The sequence below is a fragment of the Pseudomonas sp. NPDC089918 genome (assembly GCF_050280605.1).
Classification (GTDB): domain Bacteria; phylum Pseudomonadota; class Gammaproteobacteria; order Pseudomonadales; family Pseudomonadaceae; genus Aquipseudomonas.
The window spans coordinates 1-22,017 of the sequence record NZ_JBNNVP010000054.1 but is presented as its reverse complement, the minus strand read 5'-3'; the positions used below and the strand labels follow the sequence as shown (position 1 = coordinate 22,017).

Below are 22,017 nucleotides of genomic sequence, written 5' to 3'. Positions count from 1 at the left end.
GTATGAAAAGGGGAGATGGCGCCTGGACTGTTTTTAGCCCAGTGATGGCCTTTTATTCTTCCCGCTGTCACCCCCTTGAGGGCGACGTTTATTCGTTGTTTGTCGGCGCCCCTCGATTCCTTGCGAGCGGTGGTATTGGGCTGTTTATTATTGGGAAGCCGTAATGATTGGCATAAAGAGCATTGCGAGCTACGTTCCTGTAGCCGGCGTGGACAATTACGCACAAGGTGCAAAATTCGAAAAGGATGAAGAATTCATCCTGGGCAAGATCGGTTCGGCCTTCCTGCCGCGCAAAGATGCCGGTCAGGAAACCTCGGACCTGTGTGTCGAAGCAGTCAACGCGCTGTTCGCCAACAATCCTGATTTGAAGCGTGAAGCCATCGACGTGCTGATCGTCGTCACCCAGAACGGTGACGAAGAAGGTCTGCCGCACACCGCCGCCATCGTTCAGGACAAACTGGGCCTGCCGACGACCGTGGCAGCGTTCGATATTTCCCTGGGCTGCTCCGGTTACGTCTACGGGATCTACGCCATCAAAGGCTTCATGGAGGCTGCAGGCCTGAAGAATGGCCTGCTGGTGACCGCTGATCCGTACTCGAAGATCGTCGACCCGGAAGACCGCAACACCACCATGCTCTTCGGCGATGCCGCCACCGCTACCTGGATGGGCGAAGATGCCCCGTGGCAGCTGGGCAAGGCCAAGTTCGGCACCGACGGTTCCGGCGCGCCGCACCTGAAGGTTTCCGACGGGGTGTTCTTCATGAACGGCCGTCAGGTCTTCAACTTCGCGCTGCTCAAAGTGCCGGCGCATTTGCATGAGCTGCTCGCTGACTCGGGCCTGACGGCTGACGATATCGATGCCTTCTGTATTCACCAGGGCAGTGCGGCGATTGTCGACGCCGTGGCGCGGCGTTTCGAGGGTGAGCCTGAGAAGTTCATCAAGGACATGGTCGAAACCGGTAATACCGTGTCGTCGAGCATTCCGTTGCTGCTGGAAAAACATGTGCTCGACTCCAAGTGGAAGCGTGTGGCGCTCAGCGGTTTCGGTGTTGGTTTGTCCTGGGGTTCGGCGATCATCTATCGTCCTTGAGCTTCTAAAAGCCAGGCACAAAAAAAGCGTTCAAGGTGTAACCTTGAGCGCTATTTTTTTGCCCGAATGAAAAGCGAGGCTCCATGAGCGAGTTCTTTGAGCGCAACGTCGAGATCATACAGCGCCGCTGGCCGCTGCTGTCTGCGCGCTTGCTGGTTGAAGACGTGAGCCTGTTGCAGGCCGATCTGGTCGAAGGCCTGGGCTCGACGTTGAGCATCAACGGCATTCAGTTGACCAGTCGCCATGACCGTGCCCGTGAAGCGCAGCTTCAAGCCGAAAGCCTGCCGCTCGACAGCCCGGTGGTGCACGTTTACGGCACAGGACTGGGTGATCTTCAACTGGAGCTGCTGCAGCGTTCCCAGCTGATTCAGCTACATGTACATATCCTCAACGGTGCGGTTTTTGCGCTGGTCTTGCAATTGCTCGACCAACAGCCGTGGCTCAGCGATTCGCGTGTCCAGCTGCACTATGCCGGCGATTTATCTGAAATCTGTTTGCCGTTCTTTGCCCTGCCTTCAGAGCTGGTGCTGGCCGATGACTACAACGCCAGGATCCGCGACCGCTTGATCAGCGAAACCCATCTGACATTCAACAACCGTGAGTTCGATCCGGACAATCCGGAAATAGCGGCACGCCTGCTGGAAAGTGTCGAACAGATCCGCGTCGATGGCGACGTCGCACAATTGTTCGCAACACATGCTGGCCAGCCGATGTTCGTCATCGCCACCGGGCCAAGCCTGGAACAGCATTTCGTGACCTTGCGATCTGTTCGAGGGCAGACACCGCGACCGCTGTTCGTTTGTGTCGATACTGCTTACCGGCCGCTGATCGAACACGGCATCAAGCCGGATGTGGTTGTCACGATTGATCAGCGTATCTCGCAGCGTCATCTGCCACCCGAGGACAGCGCAAATACCACGCTGGTCTATATGCCGCTGGTGGACCCTGTCGTGTTGCAGGCCTGGCAAGGCAAACGCTATGTCGCCTACTCGGCAAGCCCGGTTTTCCGTTATTTGCGTGAGCAGTTGCCCCGCGCCGGGCTGTTTGCAGGCGGCAGCGTAATTCATCCGGCGGTGGACCTGGCGGTGAAAATGGGGGCCAGTCAGATCACGCTGTTCGGTGCTGACTTCGCGTTCCCGAACAACAAGACCCATGCCGGCTGGAATGACGGCGACCTCGGCCCCCAATTGGGCGCGGCTCGCCATTGGGTGTTGGACGGGAATGGGCAGCGGGTCAAGACCCAGCTCAATTTCCGCAGCTACTTGTGTGAGCTGGAGCGCTATATCGCTGCACATCCACAAGTCGTCTTCTACAACAGCAGTCGAGCCGGGGCCATGATTGCCGGCACGACATTTCATCCGGAGTTCAGTCGATGAGCGAAGTGCTACTCGTTGATCAGGCCCGGCAATGTTCAGCGTTGTTTCGCCTGGGAAGGGATGTCGAGGCGGCGCTGGTCATGGTCGAGGTAGCGGAGCGGGTGCAGTCACGGGTCGGCGGGGCAGACAGCCAGATCGCGGCCCGGTGGATGGCATTGCTGGCAGGCATGCTGGATAGCCAGGAACGACAGGACTGGCTGGCGCTGGCGGACTACCTTGAATACGAACTGGTCGATTTGCTGGAGGCTGTCAGTTCTGCGTAATGCCATGGGAGCGGGGCTGCAAGGAAGGATTGTGGCAGTTCTCTGGCGTCATTTTTTGGTGGTTGGATCGTCGCTGAGCCTCGGTTTTACAGGGGGTGGCAGGGTGATGGCAAAAAATTTCAAAAATCCCCTCAAGCAACCTGCATTGACGACGATAACTATTACGAAGGTTCTCTAGGCCATACCGGGCGGTTGCCAGGGCCGGAAGCCGCAGTACCCAACCAACGAGGAATTCGTCATGGCTTTAACAGTAAACACCAACACTACTTCCCTGAGTGTTCAGAAGAACCTGAACCGTGCGTCCGACGCACTGTCGACTTCGATGACCCGCCTGTCCTCCGGCCTGAAAATCAACAGCGCCAAAGACGACGCCGCCGGCCTGCAGATCGCTACCCGCATGACTTCGCAAATCCGTGGCCAGACCATGGCTATCAAAAACGCCAACGACGGTGTTTCGATCGCTCAGACCGCTGAAGGCGCTCTGCAAGAGTCGACCAACATTCTGCAGCGTATGCGTGAAATCGCAGTGCAATCGCGAAACGACTCCAACGGCACTGCTGACCGTACCGCTCTGGACAAAGAATACCAACAGTCGATCGCTGAACTGACCCGTATCGCTCAGTCGACCAACCTGAACGGCAAAGCGCTGATCGACGGCACAGCTGGTGCGATGGAGTTCCAGGTAGGTTCGAACACCACTTCCGACAACCAGATCACTCTGACCCTGTCGACCAGTTTCGACGCCAGCGCCCTGGGCATGACCGGTACCACCATTTCCGGCGTTTCCAACACCGCTAACCACAGCTCTGTTGATGCTTCTATCTCGGCTATCGACGCTGCTCTGGCAAACATCAACGCCACCCGCGCTGACCTGGGTGCTGCTCAGAACCGTTTCTCGACTACCATTTCCAACCTGCAGAACATCAACGAAAACGCCAGTGCTGCACTGAGCCGTGTACAAGATACCGACTTCGCTGCTGAAACTGCACAGCTGACCAAGCAACAAACTCTGCAACAAGCTTCCACCGCAGTTCTGGCCCAGGCCAACCAACTGCCATCCGCTGTACTGAAACTGCTTCAGTAATAGCTGATGAGTTTTGGCGGGGGAGTGCGCATGCGCGCTCTCTCGCTTTTTCAGTTTAAGAGGTGATGGACATGGATATGAGCGTGAAGCTGAACTTGTCTTATCCTGCGGCCAAGCAGGCGACGACTGTTGCCGACAAGCCGGTGGAGAAGCCTCGAGCGGAAACTGCGCCAGTGGTTGCCGTCAAGGAAGAAGGTAAAAACGATCAGACCGAACAGGAAAAACTGAAGATGGCCGTTCAGGAAATCGAGAAGTTCGTTCAGTCGGTCAAACGTAACCTGGAGTTCTCGATCGATGAGCCTTCAGGCAAAGTTGTGGTCAAGGTTATTGCCAGTGACTCCGGTGAGGTGGTTCGCCAAATCCCCAATGAAGAAGTCCTGAAACTGGCCAATAGTTTGAATGATGCAAGCAGCCTGTTGTTCAGCGCGAAAGCCTGACCGCTGGCATGAATATTGTTGCTATGTTCTTTTGGGCGTTGTAGTGGTCAAAAGACCGGCGACACACTGAAGGGAGATATGCATGGCAAGTCCAATTCTACCGGGCACGGGTTTAGGCTCTGGCCTTGATACCGGTGCTATTGTCAAAGCCTTGGTCAATGCCGACAAAGCAGCCAAGCAGAACCAGATCGACCGTCAGACGACCATCAACACCGCGCAGATTTCCGGTATTGGTTCCCTCAAAAGTGTCCTGGCGAACTTCCAGACTGCTATCAAGAATCTGGGCAATACGCAAACTCCGCAATTCCTGGGTTACAACGCCACCTCCGCTGACGCGAAAGTATTGACCGCCGTGGCCAGTAACACGGCCGTCAACGGCACTTATGTGGTCAAGGTCACTAACCTTGCGACCTCGTCCAAAGTGGCCACTGCAGCCTTTGCCGGCGGTACCAGCAGTGCCATTGCGAGCGGTACGCTCAATATCACGCAAAACGGCGTTTCCAGTTCTGTCACCATTCCGGCGGGCGCGACGTTGCAGTCGGTTCGCGATGCGATCAATACGCAGCAGGGCGCCAACGGCTTCAGTGCCAACATCGTGACCGACTCGTTTGGCTCGCGTCTGGTGTTGGGTTCCACGGTGACCGGTGCCGGTTCCGATATCACCCTCAGCGGTATTGCGGGTCTGGAGATCAATGCCGGCCAGCAAATGGGGGCAACACCCACAGCTACTTCGGCAGGTGCCATCGGCGAATTCGCGGTAGACGCCAAGTTCACCGTGGACGGGCTCGCGCTGACCAGCAAAAGCAACAAGGTTGACGCGGCTATTTCCGGCTTGACCCTGAATCTGGTCGCCGGTGGTGATGTAACCACGACGGTGACAGTCGGCCCGAACAGTGATGGCTTGAAAAAATCCATCCAGGCTTTCGTTGATGCTTATAACCAGGTTGTGACCAGTGTTAATGCGTTGACCAAGCCTTCCCTGGATGACGATGGCAAGCCGACCATCGCTGCTGCACTGACCGGTGACCCATTGGCGCGCGGCATTCTGGCATCCATTCGTCAGCCGTTGGTCACTACCGGCGCAGGTGACAAGCTCACTGTTCTGTCGCAACTGGGTATCACCACCAATCAGAAAACCGGTGCGCTGGATTTCGATAGCACCAAGTTCACGACCGCGATGGATACCCAAAAACTCGGTGGTGAGGTTCAGAAGCTGTTCCTGGGTGATCCGACGGCGACTGGCGATGCCGCCAAGGGCTTGCTGACACGCATGAACGATGCAATCACCCCTTACACGGTCACTGGCAGTGAGGGTATCCTCGATGCCCGTTCGACCAACTTGGCCAAGGCCAAGTCGAATCTGGCCAACCAGCAGGCAGCCCTGGATCGCCGTATCGAGACGCTGACTGCTGTGCTGACCAAAAAATATAACGACATGGATTCTCTGGTCGGCAAACTCAAGGCAACTGCCAGTAACATCACCTCGATGTTCGAGGCGATGAACGCGCAGAAAAACGCCTCGTAACACAGAAACGCCAAAAGCCCGGCAGCGGATTCCGCTTGTCGGGCTTTTTTTGGTTTGGTCTAAAGTTTTTTGACGCCGTGTCGATAGCTTGATTATACGAATCACAGAGTTTTGGATGAGGTAAGACATGAACCCGATGTTAGCCCTTCGGCAGTATCAGAAGATTGGCGCGCAAGCCCAGACTTCCGAGGCCAGTCCTCATCGCCTGGTGCAAATGCTTATGGAAGGCGGCCTGGATCGCATCGCTCAGGCCAAAGGTGCCATGGAGCGCAAGGATGTCGCCAACAAAGGCGTTCTGATAGGCAAGGCCATAGGCATCATCGGTGGTCTGCGTGAAGGTCTGGATCTGGAAAATCAGGCCGACTCGGTGACTGAGCTGGATAACCTTTACACCTACATGATGAAGCGTCTGGCTGAAGCCAATCTCAAGACCGATCCAAAAATTCTCGACGAAGTCGCCGACCTGCTTCGCACGGTCAAAGACGGTTGGGATGCCATTGCCGCGCCGGGTCCGCAGTTTTAAGGAGATCACCATGAGTCTTGTCTTGCAGCGAATCGAACAAACCCGTGATGCCCTCGTCGGTGCATTGGCCGAGCGCAACTGGGAAGCCATTGGTGAATTGGACCTGGCTTGCCGTTCCTGCATGGAAGACGTCTTGAGTGAAGCTTCGGTGGACGAGGCCGCGTTGCGCGACAACCTTGAGGAGTTGCTGGGGGTGTATAAACAGCTTCTGGAGGCGGCGACGGGGGAGCGCCAAGCGATAGTCGACGAGATGTCGCAGATCCACCAAGCGCAGAGCGCGGCAAAGGTTTACCATCTGTTTGGATAGTTGACCCCGGTTAATCCAAACATAGTGCGCCATAAATTTGACTGTGCACGGTTTTTTGACTTAACTAGTGGCTGGTTCCAGATTTCAGGCGTCTACAGGCATAACGTGTCTGCAAGCGTCTAGCTTGCCCCTCATTTTGGGCATTGAGTTGACTAGGGAAGTTGCTATTGCATGTGGCGTGAAACCAAAATTCTGCTGATTGATGACGATAGCGTCCGCCGCCGCGATTTGGCGGTGATTTTAAATTTTCTTGGCGAAGAAAATTTACCCTGTGGCAGCCATGACTGGCAGCAGGCTGTCGGCTCTTTGTCATCAAGTCGTGAAGTAATCTGTGTCCTCATCGGGACGGTAAATGCTCCTGGTGCACTTTTGGGCCTGTTAAAGACACTCTCAACCTGGGATGAGTTCCTTCCAGTTTTGTTAATGGGCGATAATTCTTCCATTGACTTGCCGGAAGACCAGCGTCGTCGAGTGCTTTCGACTCTCGAAATGCCACCCAGCTACAGCAAATTGCTCGACTCGTTGCACCGTGCACAGGTCTATCGCGAGATGTATGACCAGGCGCGTGAGCGCGGTCGTCACCGTGAACCCAATCTTTTCCGTAGCCTCGTCGGCACCAGCCGGGCGATTCAACACGTCCGTCAGATGATGCAGCAAGTGGCCGATACTGATGCCAGCGTGCTGATCCTCGGCGAGTCCGGGACCGGCAAGGAAGTGGTCGCGCGCAACCTGCACTACCACTCCAAGCGTCGTGATGCGCCGTTCGTGCCGGTCAACTGCGGTGCTATTCCGGCCGAGTTGCTCGAAAGCGAATTGTTCGGCCATGAGAAGGGTGCCTTCACCGGAGCGATCACCAGTCGCGCCGGGCGTTTCGAGCTGGCCAACGGTGGTACCTTGTTCCTCGACGAAATCGGCGACATGCCGTTGCCGATGCAGGTCAAGCTGCTGCGCGTCTTGCAGGAACGCACCTTTGAGCGCGTGGGCAGCAACAAGACCCAAAGCGTCGATGTGCGGATCATTGCGGCGACCCACAAGAATCTCGAAAGCATGATCGAGATCGGCACTTTCCGCGAAGACCTCTACTATCGCTTGAACGTGTTCCCGATCGAGATGGCGCCATTGCGCGAACGCGTCGAAGACATTCCGCTGCTGATGAACGAGTTGATCTCGCGCATGGAGCACGAGAAGCGCGGTTCGATCCGTTTCAATTCGGCGGCGATCATGTCGCTGTGCCGTCATGGCTGGCCGGGCAACGTTCGCGAGCTTGCCAACCTGGTGGAGCGCATGGCGATCATGCACCCGTACGGGGTGATCGGCGTGGTCGAGTTGCCGAAGAAATTCCGCTACGTCGATGACGAAGACGAGCAACTGGTCGACAGCCTGCGCAGCGATCTTGAAGAGCGGGTGGCCATTAACGGTCATACCCCGGACTTCACCGCCAATGCGTTGCTGCCACCGGAAGGCCTGGACTTGAAGGATTACCTCGGTGGTCTGGAACAAGGACTGATCCAGCAAGCGCTGGATGATGCCAATGGCATCGTGGCGCGGGCGGCAGAACGGCTGCGGATTCGTCGTACCACGCTGGTGGAGAAGATGCGCAAGTACGGCATGAGTCGTCGTGACGGTGATGAACAGGCGGATGATTGACGCCTGTTTTTCAACTCCTTCATTTATAGTTAGTTTTTTTTAGGCACGGGTATTGCTACATCCCTCGCAACGTTCCGTTTAACTGACGGTCAACCACGCGAGAGAGTCCGATGCCCCAAGCCGCCCAGATGTCTCCTGCCCTTGATGCTTCGGGGCAACCGTCGTCCGTAGAGCAGGCAAGCCGGCTTGGCCTTGAGCAGGCATTTGCGCTGTTCAGCCAGATGTCGAGCCAATTGACCAATTCCTACAGCATGCTCGAAGCCCGGGTCACCGAGCTTAAGGGCGAGCTGGCGGTGGTCAGTGCTCAGCGCATGCAGGAGCTGGCGGAAAAAGAACGCCTGGCCAACCGCCTGCAAAATCTCCTCGATCTGTTGCCCGGCGGCGTCATCGTCATCGACGCCCAGGGTATCGTGCGCGAAGCTAATCCCGCCGCGAGTGAACTGCTTGGTCTGCCTCTCGAAGGCGAGCTGTGGCGTCATGTGATTGCTCGATGCTTTGCACCGCGCGAGGACGACGGTCACGAAATATCCCTTAAGGACGGTCGACGTCTATCGATCGCCACGCGTTCGCTGGACGCCGAGCCCGGTCAATTGGTGTTGCTCAATGACCTGACTGAAACCCGTCATCTGCAAGATCAACTGGCTCGTCATGAGCGTCTGTCGTCTCTGGGGCGTATGGTTGCCTCGTTGGCTCATCAGATTCGCACGCCGTTGTCCGCTGCGTTGCTCTACGCCAGTCATTTGACTGAGCAGGAGTTGCCGGTCGAGACCCAGCAACGTTTTGCCGGGCGCCTGAAAGAGCGTCTGCATGAACTCGAACACCAGGTTCGCGACATGCTGGTGTTCGCCCGCGGCGAGCTGCCGCTGACCGATCGCGTGACCCCCAGGATGCTGATGCAGTCGCTGCAAGCGGCAGCGCTGACCCACGTTCAGGACTTGCCGATTCGCTGGCAGTGCGACAGTCATGCTGGTGAGTTGCTGTGTAATCGCGACACCTTGGTCGGGGCGATCCTCAACCTGATCGAGAATGCCATCCAGGCCAGCGCCGGCGACGTTCGTTTAAAGGTTCACCTGTATACCCGCGGCAACAACCTGCGCTTGTGCATCAGCGACAGCGGCAGCGGTATCGACACGAAGATACTGGCGCGTTTGGGTGAACCGTTTTTCACCACTAAAACCACCGGCACCGGCCTGGGCCTGACCGTGGTCAAGGCAGTCGCCCGTGCCCATCAGGGAGAATTGCAATTGCGCTCGCGGTCGGGTCGCGGCACTTGTGCGCAGGTAATCTTGCCGCTTTTTTCTGGTGAACAACCCAGCGCTCAGGGAGCGAAGTGAAGGACATGGCCATCAAGGTTTTACTGGTCGAGGATGACCGCGCGCTACGGGAAGCATTGGCCGATACGCTACTGCTTGCCGGGCACGATTACACGGCGGTCGGTTCGGCGGAAGAGGCGTTGGCTGCGGTCGGCGCCGAGGCATTTAACCTGGTGCTCAGCGACGTCAACATGCCGGGCATGGATGGTCATCAACTGCTTGGATTGCTGCGGGCTCGTCAGCCGCAACTGCCTGTATTACTGATGACCGCTCACGGTGCGGTCGAGCGCGCAGTCGACGCCATGCGTCAGGGCGCGGCGGATTATCTGGTCAAACCCTTCGAGCCCAAAGCCTTGCTCGATCTGGTGGCGCGGCACGCACTGGGCAATCTGGGCGCGACCGAGAGTGAAGGGCCTGTGGCGTTCGAACCCGCCAGTGCGCAATTGCTGGAACTGGCTGCGCGGGTGGCACGCAGTGACTCCACGGTGTTGATCTCCGGTGAGTCCGGGACCGGCAAGGAAGTGCTGGCGCGTTACATCCATCAGCACTCTCACCGCGCCAGTCAGCCGTTCATTGCGATCAACTGCGCAGCGATCCCGGACAACATGCTCGAAGCCACTTTGTTCGGTCACGAAAAGGGGTCTTTCACAGGCGCCATTGCGGCGCAGGCCGGCAAGTTCGAGCAGGCCGATGGCGGGACGATCCTGCTCGATGAAATCTCCGAAATGCCCCTCGGCCTTCAAGCCAAATTACTGCGCGTGTTGCAAGAGCGTGAAGTCGAGCGAGTCGGCGCACGCAAGCCGATCACGCTGGATATTCGAGTGGTGGCTACCACCAACCGTGACCTTGCCGCCGAAGTAACGGCGGGGCGTTTTCGTGAAGACCTTTACTATCGCCTGTCGGTGTTCCCGCTGGCCTGGCGTCCGCTGCGCGAGCGCACCGCCGACATCCTGCCGCTGGCCGAGCGACTGTTGGCCAAGCACGTCAATAAAATGAAGCATGCCGCGGCGAAGCTCTCGCCCGAGGCGCAAGTTTGCCTGATCGCTTATCCGTGGCCGGGCAACGTGCGTGAGCTGGATAACGCGATCCAGCGAGCCTTGATTCTGCAGCAAGGCGGCTTGATCCAGCCGCAGGATTTTTGCCTGGCCGGACCTGTGGCGTGTGCGCCGTTGCCGCCATTGGCGTCGACCCCCACGCGGGCCGTAGACGTCGAAGCTGAATCGGCGGGCGCCCTCGGCGATGACCTGCGGCGCCGTGAATTTCAGATGATCATCGACACCTTGCGTTCCGAGCGCGGCCGTCGCAAAGAAGCCGCCGAGCGACTGGGCATCAGCCCGCGCACCTTGCGCTACAAGCTGGCGCAAATGCGCGACGCCGGAATGGACGTGGAAGCGTACTTGTTCGCCACCTGAAAGTTGACGCAGCAACACCAATCCAAATGTGGGAGCCCTGTGGTGAGGGGGCTTGTTGGAATGCCGCATCACCCCGTTGGAGCGCGAAGCGGTCCTTCTTTTTGAGGGATGCAGGTTTGTTGTGTGCTGAGATTTTACGACTGCTGCGCAGCCGAACGGGGGCAAGCCCCCTCGCCACAAAGGCATGCTCCCCCAATGTTTTGCGGTTAAGGGAAAGCCCGGAAGGCTTTTGTTTAGAGCGGCCACAGAGCTGGCACCCTTGTTGCTAACACCTCTCTGCCCGCCGAGTGAGTGTCAAAAAATTGCGGGTAGCCAAAGACGTAGCTTCGTCAAAGAGAGAAACCATGAGCCAAGGTATTGAATTCAATCGGTTGATGCTGGATATGCGCTCCATGCAAATGGATGCCATGTCTGCGCCGAAATCGACTGCCGCAGTCCCTGAATTGGGTGGCAGCAGCTTTTCCGACATGCTCGGTCAGGCCGTCAATAAAGTGAACGACACCCAGCAGGCGTCAAATCAGTTGGCCAGTGCTTTTGAGATCGGTAAAAGCGGCGTCGACCTGACGGACGTGATGATTTCCTCGCAGAAGGCCAGCGTGTCTTTTCAAGCGTTGACCCAAGTGCGTAACAAGCTGGTTCAGGCATACCAAGACATCATGCAGATGCCGGTTTAAGGACGAGATTGAGTCATGGCAGAAGCAATCGCCGATAATGTTCCGGTCAAGGCCACTCCAATAGACGGCAAACCGCCGCTGTTCGGGTTGTCCTTCCTGGAAAACCTCTCCGAGATGACCATGTTGCGTCAGGTGGGCCTGTTGGTCGGCCTGGCTGCGAGCGTGGCGATTGGTTTTGCCGTTGTGTTGTGGTCCCAGCAGCCGGACTACCGGCCTCTGTACGGCAGCCTTGCCGGTATGGACGCCAAGCAGGTCATGGAAACCCTGGCCGCAGCCGATATTCCCTATACCGTTGAACCGAACTCCGGTGCCTTGCTGGTCAAGGCCGATGACCTGTCTCGTGCGCGGCTCAAGCTCGCGGGCGCTGGTGTCACTCCCAGCGACGGCAACATCGGTTTTGAGATCCTCGACAAGGAACAAGGGCTGGGCACCAGTCAGTTCATGGAAGCGACCCGTTATCGTCGCGGCCTCGAAGGCGAACTGGCACGGACCATTTCCAGCCTGAACAACGTCAAGGGTGCCCGCGTGCACCTGGCGATTCCGAAAAGTTCGGTGTTCGTGCGTGACGAGCGTAAGCCCAGCGCTTCGGTTCTGGTTGAACTCTATTCCGGTCGCTCGCTGGAGCCGGGCCAGGTCGTCGCTATCATCAATCTGGTTGCTACCAGCGTTCCTGAACTGAGCAAGTCGCAGATCACTGTGGTCGATCAGAAGGGCAACCTGCTGTCGGATCAGGCGGAAAACTCCGAACTGACCATGGCCGGCAAGCAATTCGATTACAGCCGTCGCATGGAAAGCATGCTGACCCAGCGTGTACACAACATCCTGCAACCGGTGTTGGGTAATGATCGCTATAAAGCCGAAGTCTCGGCCGATGTGGATTTCAGCGCCGTCGAGTCGACTTCCGAGCAATTCAACCCGGATCAGCCGGCGTTGCGCAGTGAGCAATCGGTCAACGAACAGCGCACCGCCAGCAATGGCCCGCAAGGTGTGCCGGGTGCCTTGAGCAACCAGCCGCCATCGCCGGCCTCGGCGCCGCAAACCACCGGTGGCGCCACCGCGTCGGCTGGCATGGTGCAACCAGGCCAGCCATTGCTCGATGCCAACGGTCAGCAAATCATGGACCCGGCCACCGGCCAGCCGATGCTGGCGCCGTACCCGGCGGACAAGCGTCAACAATCCACCAAGAACTTCGAACTCGACCGTTCCATCAGTCACACCAAACAACAGCAGGGCCGTTTGAATCGCCTGTCGGTGTCGGTGGTGGTGGATGATCAGGTCAAGGTCAACGCGGCCAACGGCGAAACGACACGTGCGCCGTGGAGCGCCGATGAGTTGGCGCGCTTCACTCGTCTGGTACAGGACGCGGTCGGTTTCGACGCCAGCCGTGGCGACAGCGTCAGTGTGATCAACATGCCGTTCTCCGCCGAGCGCGGTGAAGTGATTGCCGAGATTCCGTTCTACTCCCAGCCGTGGTTCTGGGACATCGTCAAGCAAGTGCTGGGTGTGTTGTTCATCCTGGTGCTGGTGTTCGGTGTGCTGCGTCCGGTGCTCAACAACATCACCGGTGGCGGCAAAGACAAGCAACTCGCAGGCCTGGGCAGCGACATGGAGCTCGGTGGCATGGGCGGCCTGGACGGCGAACTGTCCAACGACCGCGTCAGCCTTGGTGGCCCGACCAGTATCCTGCTGCCGAGCCCGAGCGAAGGCTATGACGCACAGTTGAACGCAATCAAGAGTCTGGTGGCAGAAGATCCGGGTCGCGTGGCCCAGGTCGTGAAAGAGTGGATTAACGCAGATGAGTGATAACCGAGCCGTTGCCGCCAAACTGACCAAGGTCGACAAAGCCGCGATTCTGCTGCTGTCCCTCGGTTCCACCGATGCTGCGCAAGTGCTGCGCCACATGGGGCCCAAGGAGGTCCAGCGTGTGGGCGTGGCGATGGCCCAGATGGGCAACGTGCACCGTGAGCAGGTCGAACAGGTGATGAGCGAGTTCGTCGACATCGTCGGCGACCAGACCAGCTTGGGCGTCGGCTCCGATGACTACGTGCGCAAAATGCTCACTCAGGCATTGGGCGAAGACAAGGCCAACGGCCTGATCGACCGGATCCTGCTGGGCGGCAACACCAGTGGTCTCGACAGCCTGAAGTGGATGGAGCCGCGCGCCGTCGCCGACGTGATCCGTTACGAGCACCCGCAGATCCAGGCAATCGTGGTCGCCTACCTCGACCCGGATCAGGCCGGTGAAGTGCTGGGCAACTTCGACCACAAGGTCCGGTTGGACATCATCCTGCGGGTGTCTTCGTTGAACACCGTGCAACCGGCAGCCCTGAAAGAACTCAACCAGATTCTCGAGAAGCAGTTCTCCGGCAACTCGAATGCCTCGCGCACCACCCTGGGTGGCATCAAGCGTGCGGCCGACATCATGAACTTCCTCGACAGTTCGATCGAAGGTCAGCTTATGGATTCGATTCGCGAAGTCGACGAAGACCTGTCCGGTCAGATCGAAGACCTCATGTTCGTGTTCAACAACCTGTCCGATGTCGACGACCGCGGCATTCAGGCGCTGTTGCGCGAAGTGTCCTCGGACGTCCTGGTGCTGGCCCTCAAGGGCTCGGACGAAGGCGTCAAGGAAAAGATCTTCAAGAACATGTCCAAACGGGCGGCCGAACTGTTGCGCGACGACCTCGAGGCCAAAGGCCCGGTGCGCGTCAGCGACGTGGAAACCGCGCAGAAAGAAATCCTCACCATTGCCCGCCGTATGGCCGAAGCCGGAGAAATCGTTCTCGGCGGGAAGGGCGGCGAAGAGATGATCTAAGGTCACTATGTCGTCCAAACATGATGAGTCCAATACCGACCTGATCCGTGCCAAGGACGTCGGTGGTTTCGACATCTGGTCGTTGCCCAGTTTCGACCCTTTTGTACCGGAACCCGAGCCGGAACCGGAGCCTGAACCGCCGGAAATGGAAGAAGTGCCGCTGGAAGAAGTCCAGCCACTGACCCTCGAAGAGCTCGAGAGCATTCGCCAGGAGGCCTACAACGAAGGCTTCGCCGTTGGCGAAAAAGAAGGTTTCCACAGCACCACGCTCAAGGTCCGTCAGGAAGCCGAAGTGGCCCTGACGGCCAAGATCGCGGGCCTGGAACAACTGATGGCCAACCTGTTCGAGCCGATTGCCGAGCAGGACACGCAGATTGAAAAGTCGCTGGTCGACCTCGTGCAACACATCACCAAACAAGTGATTCAGCGCGAACTGGCCATCGACTCGACGCAGATCGAACACGTCATGCGCGAAGCGCTCAAGCTTTTGCCGTTGGGTGTGGGCAATGTGCGGCTATACATCAATCCACAGGATTTCGAACAGGTTAAAGCCCTGCGCGAGCGCCATGAAGAAACCTGGCGCATTGTCGAGGACGAGTCCTTGTTGCCGGGCGGCTGCCGGGTCGAAACGGAGCACAGCCGTATCGATGCCACCATCGAAACCCGTGTTACCCAAGTCATGGCCAAGCTGTTCGATCAATTGCACGATCAGGCGCTGCACCCGGCCGCGCCGGACTTGAGCCTGGAACTGCCAATCGACGAAAAACCCGCGGTTGCACCGATCGAGTCGACACTGGACGCTCCCGATGCGTCTTGATCGCACCAGCTTCGCCAAGCGCCTCGGTAGCTACGCCGAGGCCACGGAGCTTGCCAGTGCGCCGATCCTCGAAGGTCGCCTGCTGCGCATGGTCGGCCTGACCCTCGAAGCCGAAGGCTTGCGCGCCGCCATGGGCAGCCGCTGCATGGTCATCAACGATGACAGCTATCACCCGGTGCAGGTCGAAGCTGAAGTCATGGGTTTCTCTGGCAGCAAAGTCTTTCTGATGCCAGTTGGCAGCGTCGCCGGCATCGCCCCCGGTGCCCGTGTGGTTCCCCTGGCTGATACCGGTCGCTTGCCCATGGGTATGAGCATGCTCGGGCGGGTGCTCGATGGCGCCGGGCGTGCGCTGGATGGCAAGGGTGGCATGAAGGCTGAAGATTGGGTGCCGATGGACGGCCCGACCATCAACCCGCTCAAGCGCGAACCCATCAGCGAGCCGCTGGACGTGGGCATTCGCTGCATCAACGGTTTGTTGACGGTTGGTCGCGGTCAGCGGCTCGGGCTGTTCGCCGGTACTGGCGTGGGCAAGAGTGTGCTGCTGGGCATGATGACCCGCTTCACCGAGGCCGACATCATCGTCGTCGGGCTGATCGGTGAGCGAGGTCGAGAAGTTAAAGAATTCATTGAGCACATCCTCGGTGAAGAAGGGCTCAAGCGTTCGGTGGTGGTGGCGTCGCCAGCGGACGATGCGCCGCTGATGCGGCTGCGCGCGGCCATGTACTGCACGCGAATCGCCGAGTATTTTCGCGACAAGGGCAAGAACGTCCTGTTGCTCATGGATTCCCTGACCCGTTTCGCCCAGGCCCAGCGGGAAATCGCCCTGGCCATCGGCGAACCTCCAGCGACCAAAGGCTATCCGCCGTCAGTGTTCGCCAAGTTGCCGAAACTGGTGGAGCGTGCCGGTAACGCTGAAAAGGGCGGCGGTTCGATCACCGCGTTCTACACGGTATTGTCCGAAGGCGACGATCAGCAAGACCCGATCGCCGACTCGGCGCGGGGTGTGCTCGACGGACACATCGTGCTGTCCCGGCGTCTGGCCGAGGAAGGGCATTACCCGGCCATCGATATCGAAGCCTCCATCAGCCGGGTCATGCCGTCGGTGGTCGGCATCAAGCACATGAACCACGCGCAGACGTTCAAGCAATACTGGTCGCGCTATCAGCAGAGCCGCGACTTGATCAGTGTCGGCGCCTATGTGTCCGGCGGTGATCGGGAAACCGATACCGCGATCAATCTGCAACCGGCCATGACCATGTACCTGCGCCAGGGCTTGAACGACAACATCAGCATGGGCGCCAGCGAGAACCATCTCGCTTCGATCTTTGCGCCAGCGCCGGGCGGTTAACCAGTCATGGCCTCGAGCCGCGCAGCACGTCTGGCGCCTGTGGTGGAAATGGCTGAAAAGGCCGAAAAGACCGCTGTCCTGCGCCTGGGGCACTTTCAGGGCCAGGTTCGCCTGGCGGAAAGCAAACTCGCCGACCTGGAAAACTTCCGCCTCGAGTACCAGGAACAATGGATCGTACGCGGCAGTAGCGGCGTGTCGGGCCAATGGTTGCTGGGTTATCAGGGTTTTCTCGCGCAATTGGGCACGGCCATCGACCAGCAGCGTCAGAGCCTGAACTGGCACCAAAATAACCTGAACAAATCCCGGGAAGCCTGGCAGCAGGCGTTTGCCCGGGTCGAAGGCTTGCGCAAACTGGTTCAGCGCTACAGGGATGAAGCGCGGCAACTGGAAGACAAGCGCGAGCAGAAGCTGCTGGATGAGCTGTCTCAGCGGTTGCCGCGTCAGGATCCGTATTGAGTGTCGGTTTTAAAAGATCGCAGTCTTCGGCAGCGCCTACAGGATCGGGTTTGCATGCGGTCAAAGTAGGCGCTGCCGAAGGCTGCGATCTTTTGACCTTGCTCCAGCCCTCGTCAGGTGCTAAACCTTCTACACGTACGTTCGCCAATGACAAGGAAGCCGTGAAATGTCAGTCGTTACAGAAGTATCTCCGGATGGGAAAAAGCTGACGATTTCGATCGAGGGGCGATTCGATTTCGGTCGGCATCAGGAGTTTCGCGAGTCCTACGAGGGACTCAACAGTACACCCGAGTCCATTGTGGTGGACTTGAAGAAAGCCACTTATCTCGACAGCTCGGCGTTGGGCATGCTGCTCTTGCTGCGCGATCACGCCGGTGGCGACAACTCCGATATTCGCGTCGTCAACAGCAGTTCCGATGTGAAGAAAATCCTCGCCATCTCCAATTTCGACAAGCTGTTCGACATCAGTTGACCGTCATGCAGCCGCTCGAACCGCTGACGATTCTGATCGCCGAAGACAGCGCGGCCGATCGCATGCTGCTGTCGACTATCGTCCGGCGCCAGGGCCATGAAGTGCTGACGGCCGCCAACGGCGCCGAGGCGGTCGAAGCATTCCGCTCGCAGCGACCGCACCTGGTGCTGATGGACGCCATGATGCCGGTGATGGACGGTTTCGAGGCGGCGCAGCAGATCAAGGCACTGGCCGGCGAAACGCTGGTGCCGATCATCTTTTTGACGTCGCTGACCGAGAGCGAAGCCCTGGCTCGTTGTCTGGAGGCCGGGGGCGACGATTTTCTGGCAAAGCCTTACAACCAGGTGATCCTCGCGGCCAAGGTCAAGGCGATGGACCGCTTGCGACGTTTGCAAGCCACGGTGCTGGAGCAGCGCGACCTGATCGCCAGGCATCACGATTACCTGCTCAACGAACAACGGGTAGCCAAAGCCGTGTTCGACAAGGTCGCCCACTCCGGTTGCCTGAATGCCCCGAACATCCGTTACCTGCAATCACCCTATGCGCTGTTCAATGGCGATCTGTTGCTAGCCGCTTTCACTCCGGCTGGCGACATGCATGTGCTGCTCGGTGATTTTACCGGCCATGGTTTGCCGGCCGCTGTCGGTGCCATGCCGTTGGCCGAAGTCTTCTATGGCATGACGGCCAAGGGTTACGGTTTGTCCGAAACCCTGCGCGAGATGAACGCCAAGCTCAAACGTATTCTGCCGGTGGACATGTTCTGCTGTGCGGCGCTGCTGTGCCTGAGCTTTCAGCGAGGGTCGGTGGAGGTCTGGAACGGCGGAATGCCGGACGGTTACCTGCACAGTATCGCCAGTGGCGAGCGCACGGCGCTGACGGCACGGCACTTGCCGCTGGGCGTACTGAGCTCGCAAACCTTCGATGATCGCACCGAGGTGTTCCCGATGGCCGTCGGCGATCGGGTGTTCCTGCTGTCCGATGGGGTGATTGATACCTGTGATGCCAATGAACAGTTGTTTGGCGTAGAGCGGCTGGAGCAAGTGTTTGCAACCAATCGTCAGCCCGATGCACTGTTCGAAGAAATCGAGCAGGCACTGCGGGATTTTCGTGGCGAGGCTCGTGATGACGTGAGCATGGTCGAGGTCCGTCTGCTGGAGGCCGCGCAACTGAGCCCTTCGGCACCGGTGTATTCCGACAGCGGCCAGTCGTGCCCGCTGGACTGGTCGGTGAGTTTCGAGTTCCGCGCCGCCACCCTCAAGCGCTTCAATCCGCTGCCGTACTTGTTGCAGTTGCTGCTTGAGGTGCATGGTCTGCGGGCTCAGAGTGGCGCACTCTACAGTGTGCTGGCAGAGCTTTATTCCAATGCTCTGGAGCATGGCGTGTTGGGCCTGGATTCGAGTTTGAAACGCGATGCGGCAGGTTTTGCGCGTTATTATCAGCAGCGCAATGCACGCCTGGACGAGTTGCGCGATGGCTATGTGCGGGTGCATTTGCAGGTGACGCCAAAAGGCGAGGGCGGTTGCCTGGTGGTCCGGGTCGAAGACAGTGGCAAAGGCTTCGATGTGGCGCGGGTCATGGCGCGTCCCGTCGATGACGTCCGTCTGTCAGGACGTGGGGTCAATTTGATCCGCCAGTTGAGCGATCATGCGACCTGGTCCGATAATGGAAAAAGTGCTCGCGTGGAGTTTTTCTGGGAGGCTCTGGCATAATGCCAGGCATTCTTGATCAAGGAGTGAACAAGTGGACGACACACATCTGGACCGTGACGTGCTGAGCGCGTTGCAGGAAGTGATGGAGGACGGGTATCCAGAATTGCTCGATACCTTTCTCGCCGATTCCGAAGAGCGTTTACGCGTCCTGCGAAAGGCCGAGGATGCCGCGCAGCTTATGAATGCTGCCCATAGTTTCAAAGGTAGCAGCAGCAACATGGGCGCCAGTTATCTGGCCAAGCTGTGCGGTGAGCTGGAGCAGCGTGCCAAAGAAAAGAGTCTCGTCGGCATTGAACGGCTCATTGATGACATTGACGGCGAATTCGCTATTGTCCGACCGCTCTACGAAGCGGAACGCCAGCGTTCCCAGGCTGAACCAGCATCCGTCCGGCGTTTTTAGCAGCCAGCGAACAAAGCTGGCTCGACCCTTGCAGTTAACTTGCTCAACTGTACCTACGATCCCAGTGCAGCGGAGACCGTTTTATGCCCGTTACCCCAAACATCCTTCTTCAGGCCGCCACGACGGCCAAGGCTCAAGCCGCGTCCGCCAATGCACCGGCGCTGACGGCCGAGCCCGGGGACAAGGCCTCCAGCTTCGCTCAGGTCTATGCCAATCAGGCGCAGAATAAACCCTCCGCCATGGCGGACGGCTCGGCTAAACCCGCACGCGACAAAGTCTCGGACAGCGTCGGCAAAAAGGACGTGAGCAACGACAAGTCTGCCGCCCCGGAACCGACGGTTGCCGATAGCGGCAAATCCTTGCCCGCCGATAAACCGGCGCAGGCTGACGACAAGACGGCCAGCGATGATGCATCGGATCCGGCCGAGGCGTCGACGCCGGTGGCTGATACCGCGCCTGTCGATCCGGCCCTCGATCCTGCGTTGGTGGTGCAGCCGGTGTTACCAGCTCCTGTGCCGGAAACGCCAACAGTTGTGGCCACTGCGCAATCACAAGTTGAGGCACCTGTCGCCGTCGTCGTTACCGCGGCTGCGGCACAGACTGTTGCGACCATCGATCCGGATTTCGATCCCGAAGCCGATCCTCTCGATGCGCTGCCAGCCGTGCGCATGGCCATGGAGCAGGGCGGGCACGTTTCGCCCGCCAGCCAGGCCCAGCCCAAGGCGGCACCGATCTCGGCTCAAGTCGACGGCGAGCCAACTTCGGCACAGAACTTTGCCACGGGCATGGCGGGCATGCTCGATGTGCAAGCCGATCAGGACAGCACCGGCCAGGGCGGTGAGAAGGCTTTCAGTGGCCTGATCGATGACGGCCTCAAGGATCTCAAGTCCGCCAGCAGCGATACCCGTGTCGATGATTTCGCCAATCGTCTGGCGGCATTGACCCAGGCGGCAACGCCGAAGACTGCCAATGCATTACCGGTAAACCAGCCAATCGCCATGCATCAAAGCGGTTGGACCGAAGAGGTGGTCAACCGGGTCATGTACCTGTCCAGCGCCAATCTCAAGGCGGCCGACATTCAGTTGCAACCGGCCGAGCTGGGGCGCCTGGATATTCGGGTGAACATGGTTCCGGATCAGCAGACCCAGGTGACCTTCATAAGTGCCCATCCAAGCGTTCGTGAAGCGCTCGACGGGCAAATGCATCGCCTGCGTGACATGTTCGCGCAACAGGGCATGGGTCAGGTCGACGTCAACGTTTCCGATCAGTCCCGTGGCTGGCAGGGGCAGGGTCAGGAGCAGGCTCAACAGGGGCAGGGTGGGCGTGCCAACGCCAATGGCGGTCGCCTCGAGTCTGCCGATGAAGAGCTTCCTGCGACTGTCGCTGAAGTAGCCGCCAACACCACCAGCGTGATTGGCTCCAGCGCGGTCGACTACTACGCCTGATCAAACGCAGAAAACCTTGTGGGAGCGGGCTTGCTCGCGAATGCGATTTAACATTCAACAGTTATGTTGGCTGTCACACCGCATTCGCGAGCAAGCCCGCTCCCACATTTGATTGGTGCTCGCCGATCATTCGCCGTCTCCCTACCTCCCGACACTTCTGGCATAACACTTGCTCTTGCCTTGCCGTGCGACTGTGAAAACCCGAATAGTGACGGATTATTGGCATGGCTAAGAGCGACGCAGCACCAGTGAAAGACCCCGCAACCAAAGGCAAAATCAAGCTGATCATTGTGATCGTCGTGGCCCTGTTGCTGGCGATCGGCTTGTCCGTGGGGGCGACCTGGTTCTTCATGCACAGCGCCCAGAGCAAGCCTGCCCCCGCGGCTGAAACTGCGGTGATCGGCAAGCAGCCAGCGATCTTCGAGCCCATGGCGCCGGCTTTCGTGGCCAACTACAACCAGAACGGTCGCCAGCGCTACATGCAGGTGAGCATCACCCTGCAGGGCCGCAATCAGGCCGATCTGGAAGCGCTCAAAGTCCACATGCCGGTGATTCGCAATAACCTGGTGATGCTGTTTTCCGGTCAGGATTTCGCCACGCTGGCGACCCCGGTCGGCCAGGAAATGTTGCGTCAGAAGGCCACGGCCAGCGTCCAGGAAGTGGCGCAGAAAGAGCTTGGCAAAGTGGTGATCGAACAGTTGCTTTTCACTAATTTCGTACTGCAGTAGGAACACGACATGGCCGTGCAGGACCTGCTGTCCCAGGATGAGATCGATGCGCTGTTGCATGGCGTCGACGACGGTCTGTACCAGACCATCGCTCCCAGGAAGGGATCCTATTGCGCCCCGTCCGCTCGCAGTACGCAGCGACATAATCCTCCTGCGACGGAATGTTCATAGTCTTC

The 22,017-nt window shown here is 58.6% G+C and carries 22 protein-coding genes and 1 pseudogene; all 23 read left to right on the top strand.

The annotated features are described in order from the left end of the window. Positions 1-163 precede the first annotated feature (163 nt). Complete coding sequence (locus ACQKPC_RS26925) at positions 164-1,090, top strand: ketoacyl-ACP synthase III (RefSeq protein WP_008072591.1); 927 nt, start codon at positions 164-166, stop codon at positions 1,088-1,090. An 83-nt stretch (positions 1,091-1,173) separates the two neighbouring features. Beyond that, on the top strand, positions 1,174-2,466 hold the full coding sequence (locus ACQKPC_RS26920) for a motility associated factor glycosyltransferase family protein (protein ID WP_427627564.1): 1,293 nt from the start codon (positions 1,174-1,176) through the stop codon (positions 2,464-2,466). After that, positions 2,463-2,729 (top strand): hypothetical protein, encoded by a 267-nt coding sequence (locus ACQKPC_RS26915; protein WP_427627562.1) that lies wholly within the window; start codon positions 2,463-2,465, stop codon positions 2,727-2,729. Before ACQKPC_RS26920 ends, ACQKPC_RS26915 begins: the two co-directional genes overlap by 4 nt. A 238-nt stretch (positions 2,730-2,967) precedes the next feature. Continuing rightward, positions 2,968-3,813, top strand: coding sequence for a flagellin domain-containing protein (locus ACQKPC_RS26910; protein ID WP_063342905.1), 846 nt, complete (start codon positions 2,968-2,970; stop codon positions 3,811-3,813). A 71-nt stretch (positions 3,814-3,884) separates the two neighbouring features. Next, positions 3,885-4,250 carry a flagellar protein FlaG gene (locus ACQKPC_RS26905; protein ID WP_427627560.1) on the top strand — a complete coding sequence of 122 codons (366 nt, stop codon included), beginning with the start codon at positions 3,885-3,887 and terminating at the stop codon, positions 4,248-4,250. Between the two features lie 82 nt (positions 4,251-4,332). After that, positions 4,333-5,775, top strand: a complete 1,443-nt coding sequence (gene fliD, locus ACQKPC_RS26900) for a flagellar filament capping protein FliD (protein ID WP_427627558.1) — start codon at positions 4,333-4,335, stop codon at positions 5,773-5,775. A gap of 127 nt (positions 5,776-5,902) precedes the next feature. Beyond that, positions 5,903-6,298, top strand: a complete 396-nt coding sequence (gene fliS / locus ACQKPC_RS26895) for a flagellar export chaperone FliS (protein WP_217858364.1) — start codon at positions 5,903-5,905, stop codon at positions 6,296-6,298. A gap of 10 nt (positions 6,299-6,308) precedes the next feature. Beyond that, complete coding sequence (locus ACQKPC_RS26890) at positions 6,309-6,605, top strand: hypothetical protein (protein WP_008006639.1); 297 nt, start codon at positions 6,309-6,311, stop codon at positions 6,603-6,605. Positions 6,606-6,776: 171 nt separating this feature from the next. Then, positions 6,777-8,252 (top strand): sigma-54 dependent transcriptional regulator, encoded by a 1,476-nt coding sequence (locus tag ACQKPC_RS26885; protein ID WP_007894189.1) that lies wholly within the window; start codon positions 6,777-6,779, stop codon positions 8,250-8,252. Positions 8,253-8,380: 128 nt separating this feature from the next. After that, the gene (locus ACQKPC_RS26880; RefSeq protein ID WP_427627588.1) at positions 8,381-9,586 is read left to right on the top strand and encodes a sensor histidine kinase; all 1,206 of its coding nucleotides are present in this window, start codon (positions 8,381-8,383) and stop codon (positions 9,584-9,586) included. Between the two features lie 5 nt (positions 9,587-9,591). Continuing rightward, entirely contained in the window at positions 9,592-10,977 is a 1,386-nt protein-coding gene (fleR, locus tag ACQKPC_RS26875) for a sigma-54-dependent response regulator transcription factor FleR (protein ID WP_427627555.1), read from the top strand. Between the two features lie 344 nt (positions 10,978-11,321). Further along, a complete protein-coding gene (gene fliE, locus ACQKPC_RS26870; protein ID WP_008072611.1) occupies positions 11,322-11,651 on the top strand; it encodes a flagellar hook-basal body complex protein FliE in 330 nt (109 codons plus the stop codon). Between the two features lie 15 nt (positions 11,652-11,666). Continuing rightward, positions 11,667-13,454 (top strand): flagellar basal-body MS-ring/collar protein FliF, encoded by a 1,788-nt coding sequence (fliF, locus tag ACQKPC_RS26865; protein ID WP_427627552.1) that lies wholly within the window; start codon positions 11,667-11,669, stop codon positions 13,452-13,454. Next, on the top strand, positions 13,447-14,466 hold the full coding sequence (gene fliG, locus ACQKPC_RS26860) for a flagellar motor switch protein FliG (RefSeq protein WP_007894195.1): 1,020 nt from the start codon (positions 13,447-13,449) through the stop codon (positions 14,464-14,466). Before fliF ends, fliG begins: the two co-directional genes overlap by 8 nt. A gap of 7 nt (positions 14,467-14,473) precedes the next feature. Then, positions 14,474-15,283: a flagellar assembly protein FliH gene (gene fliH, locus ACQKPC_RS26855; RefSeq protein ID WP_427627550.1), complete on the top strand. Its 810-nt coding sequence runs from the start codon at positions 14,474-14,476 to the stop codon at positions 15,281-15,283. After that, positions 15,273-16,631, top strand: coding sequence for a flagellar protein export ATPase FliI (fliI, locus tag ACQKPC_RS26850; RefSeq protein WP_008072617.1), 1,359 nt, complete (start codon positions 15,273-15,275; stop codon positions 16,629-16,631). The genes fliH and fliI overlap by 11 nt, the downstream gene beginning before the upstream one ends. A 6-nt stretch (positions 16,632-16,637) precedes the next feature. Then, on the top strand, positions 16,638-17,087 hold the full coding sequence (gene fliJ / locus ACQKPC_RS26845; protein ID WP_063342911.1) for a flagellar export protein FliJ: 450 nt from the start codon (positions 16,638-16,640) through the stop codon (positions 17,085-17,087). Positions 17,088-17,253: 166 nt separating this feature from the next. Then, positions 17,254-17,559 carry an STAS domain-containing protein gene (locus ACQKPC_RS26840; protein ID WP_427627547.1) on the top strand — a complete coding sequence of 102 codons (306 nt, stop codon included), beginning with the start codon at positions 17,254-17,256 and terminating at the stop codon, positions 17,557-17,559. A gap of 5 nt (positions 17,560-17,564) precedes the next feature. Next, positions 17,565-19,268, top strand: coding sequence for an ATP-binding SpoIIE family protein phosphatase (locus tag ACQKPC_RS26835; protein ID WP_427627545.1), 1,704 nt, complete (start codon positions 17,565-17,567; stop codon positions 19,266-19,268). Between the two features lie 31 nt (positions 19,269-19,299). Next, on the top strand, positions 19,300-19,668 hold the full coding sequence (locus ACQKPC_RS26830) for an Hpt domain-containing protein (RefSeq protein ID WP_218394187.1): 369 nt from the start codon (positions 19,300-19,302) through the stop codon (positions 19,666-19,668). 83 nt (positions 19,669-19,751) lie between these two features. After that, entirely contained in the window at positions 19,752-21,113 is a 1,362-nt protein-coding gene (locus tag ACQKPC_RS26825) for a flagellar hook-length control protein FliK (protein ID WP_427627542.1), read from the top strand. A gap of 224 nt (positions 21,114-21,337) precedes the next feature. Then, positions 21,338-21,841, top strand: coding sequence for a flagellar basal body-associated protein FliL (gene fliL / locus ACQKPC_RS26820; RefSeq protein ID WP_008072628.1), 504 nt, complete (start codon positions 21,338-21,340; stop codon positions 21,839-21,841). 9 nt (positions 21,842-21,850) lie between these two features. Beyond that, positions 21,851-21,928, top strand: a pseudogene (locus tag ACQKPC_RS26815) (hypothetical protein); the annotation flags it as partial. Positions 21,929-22,017 lie beyond the last annotated feature (89 nt).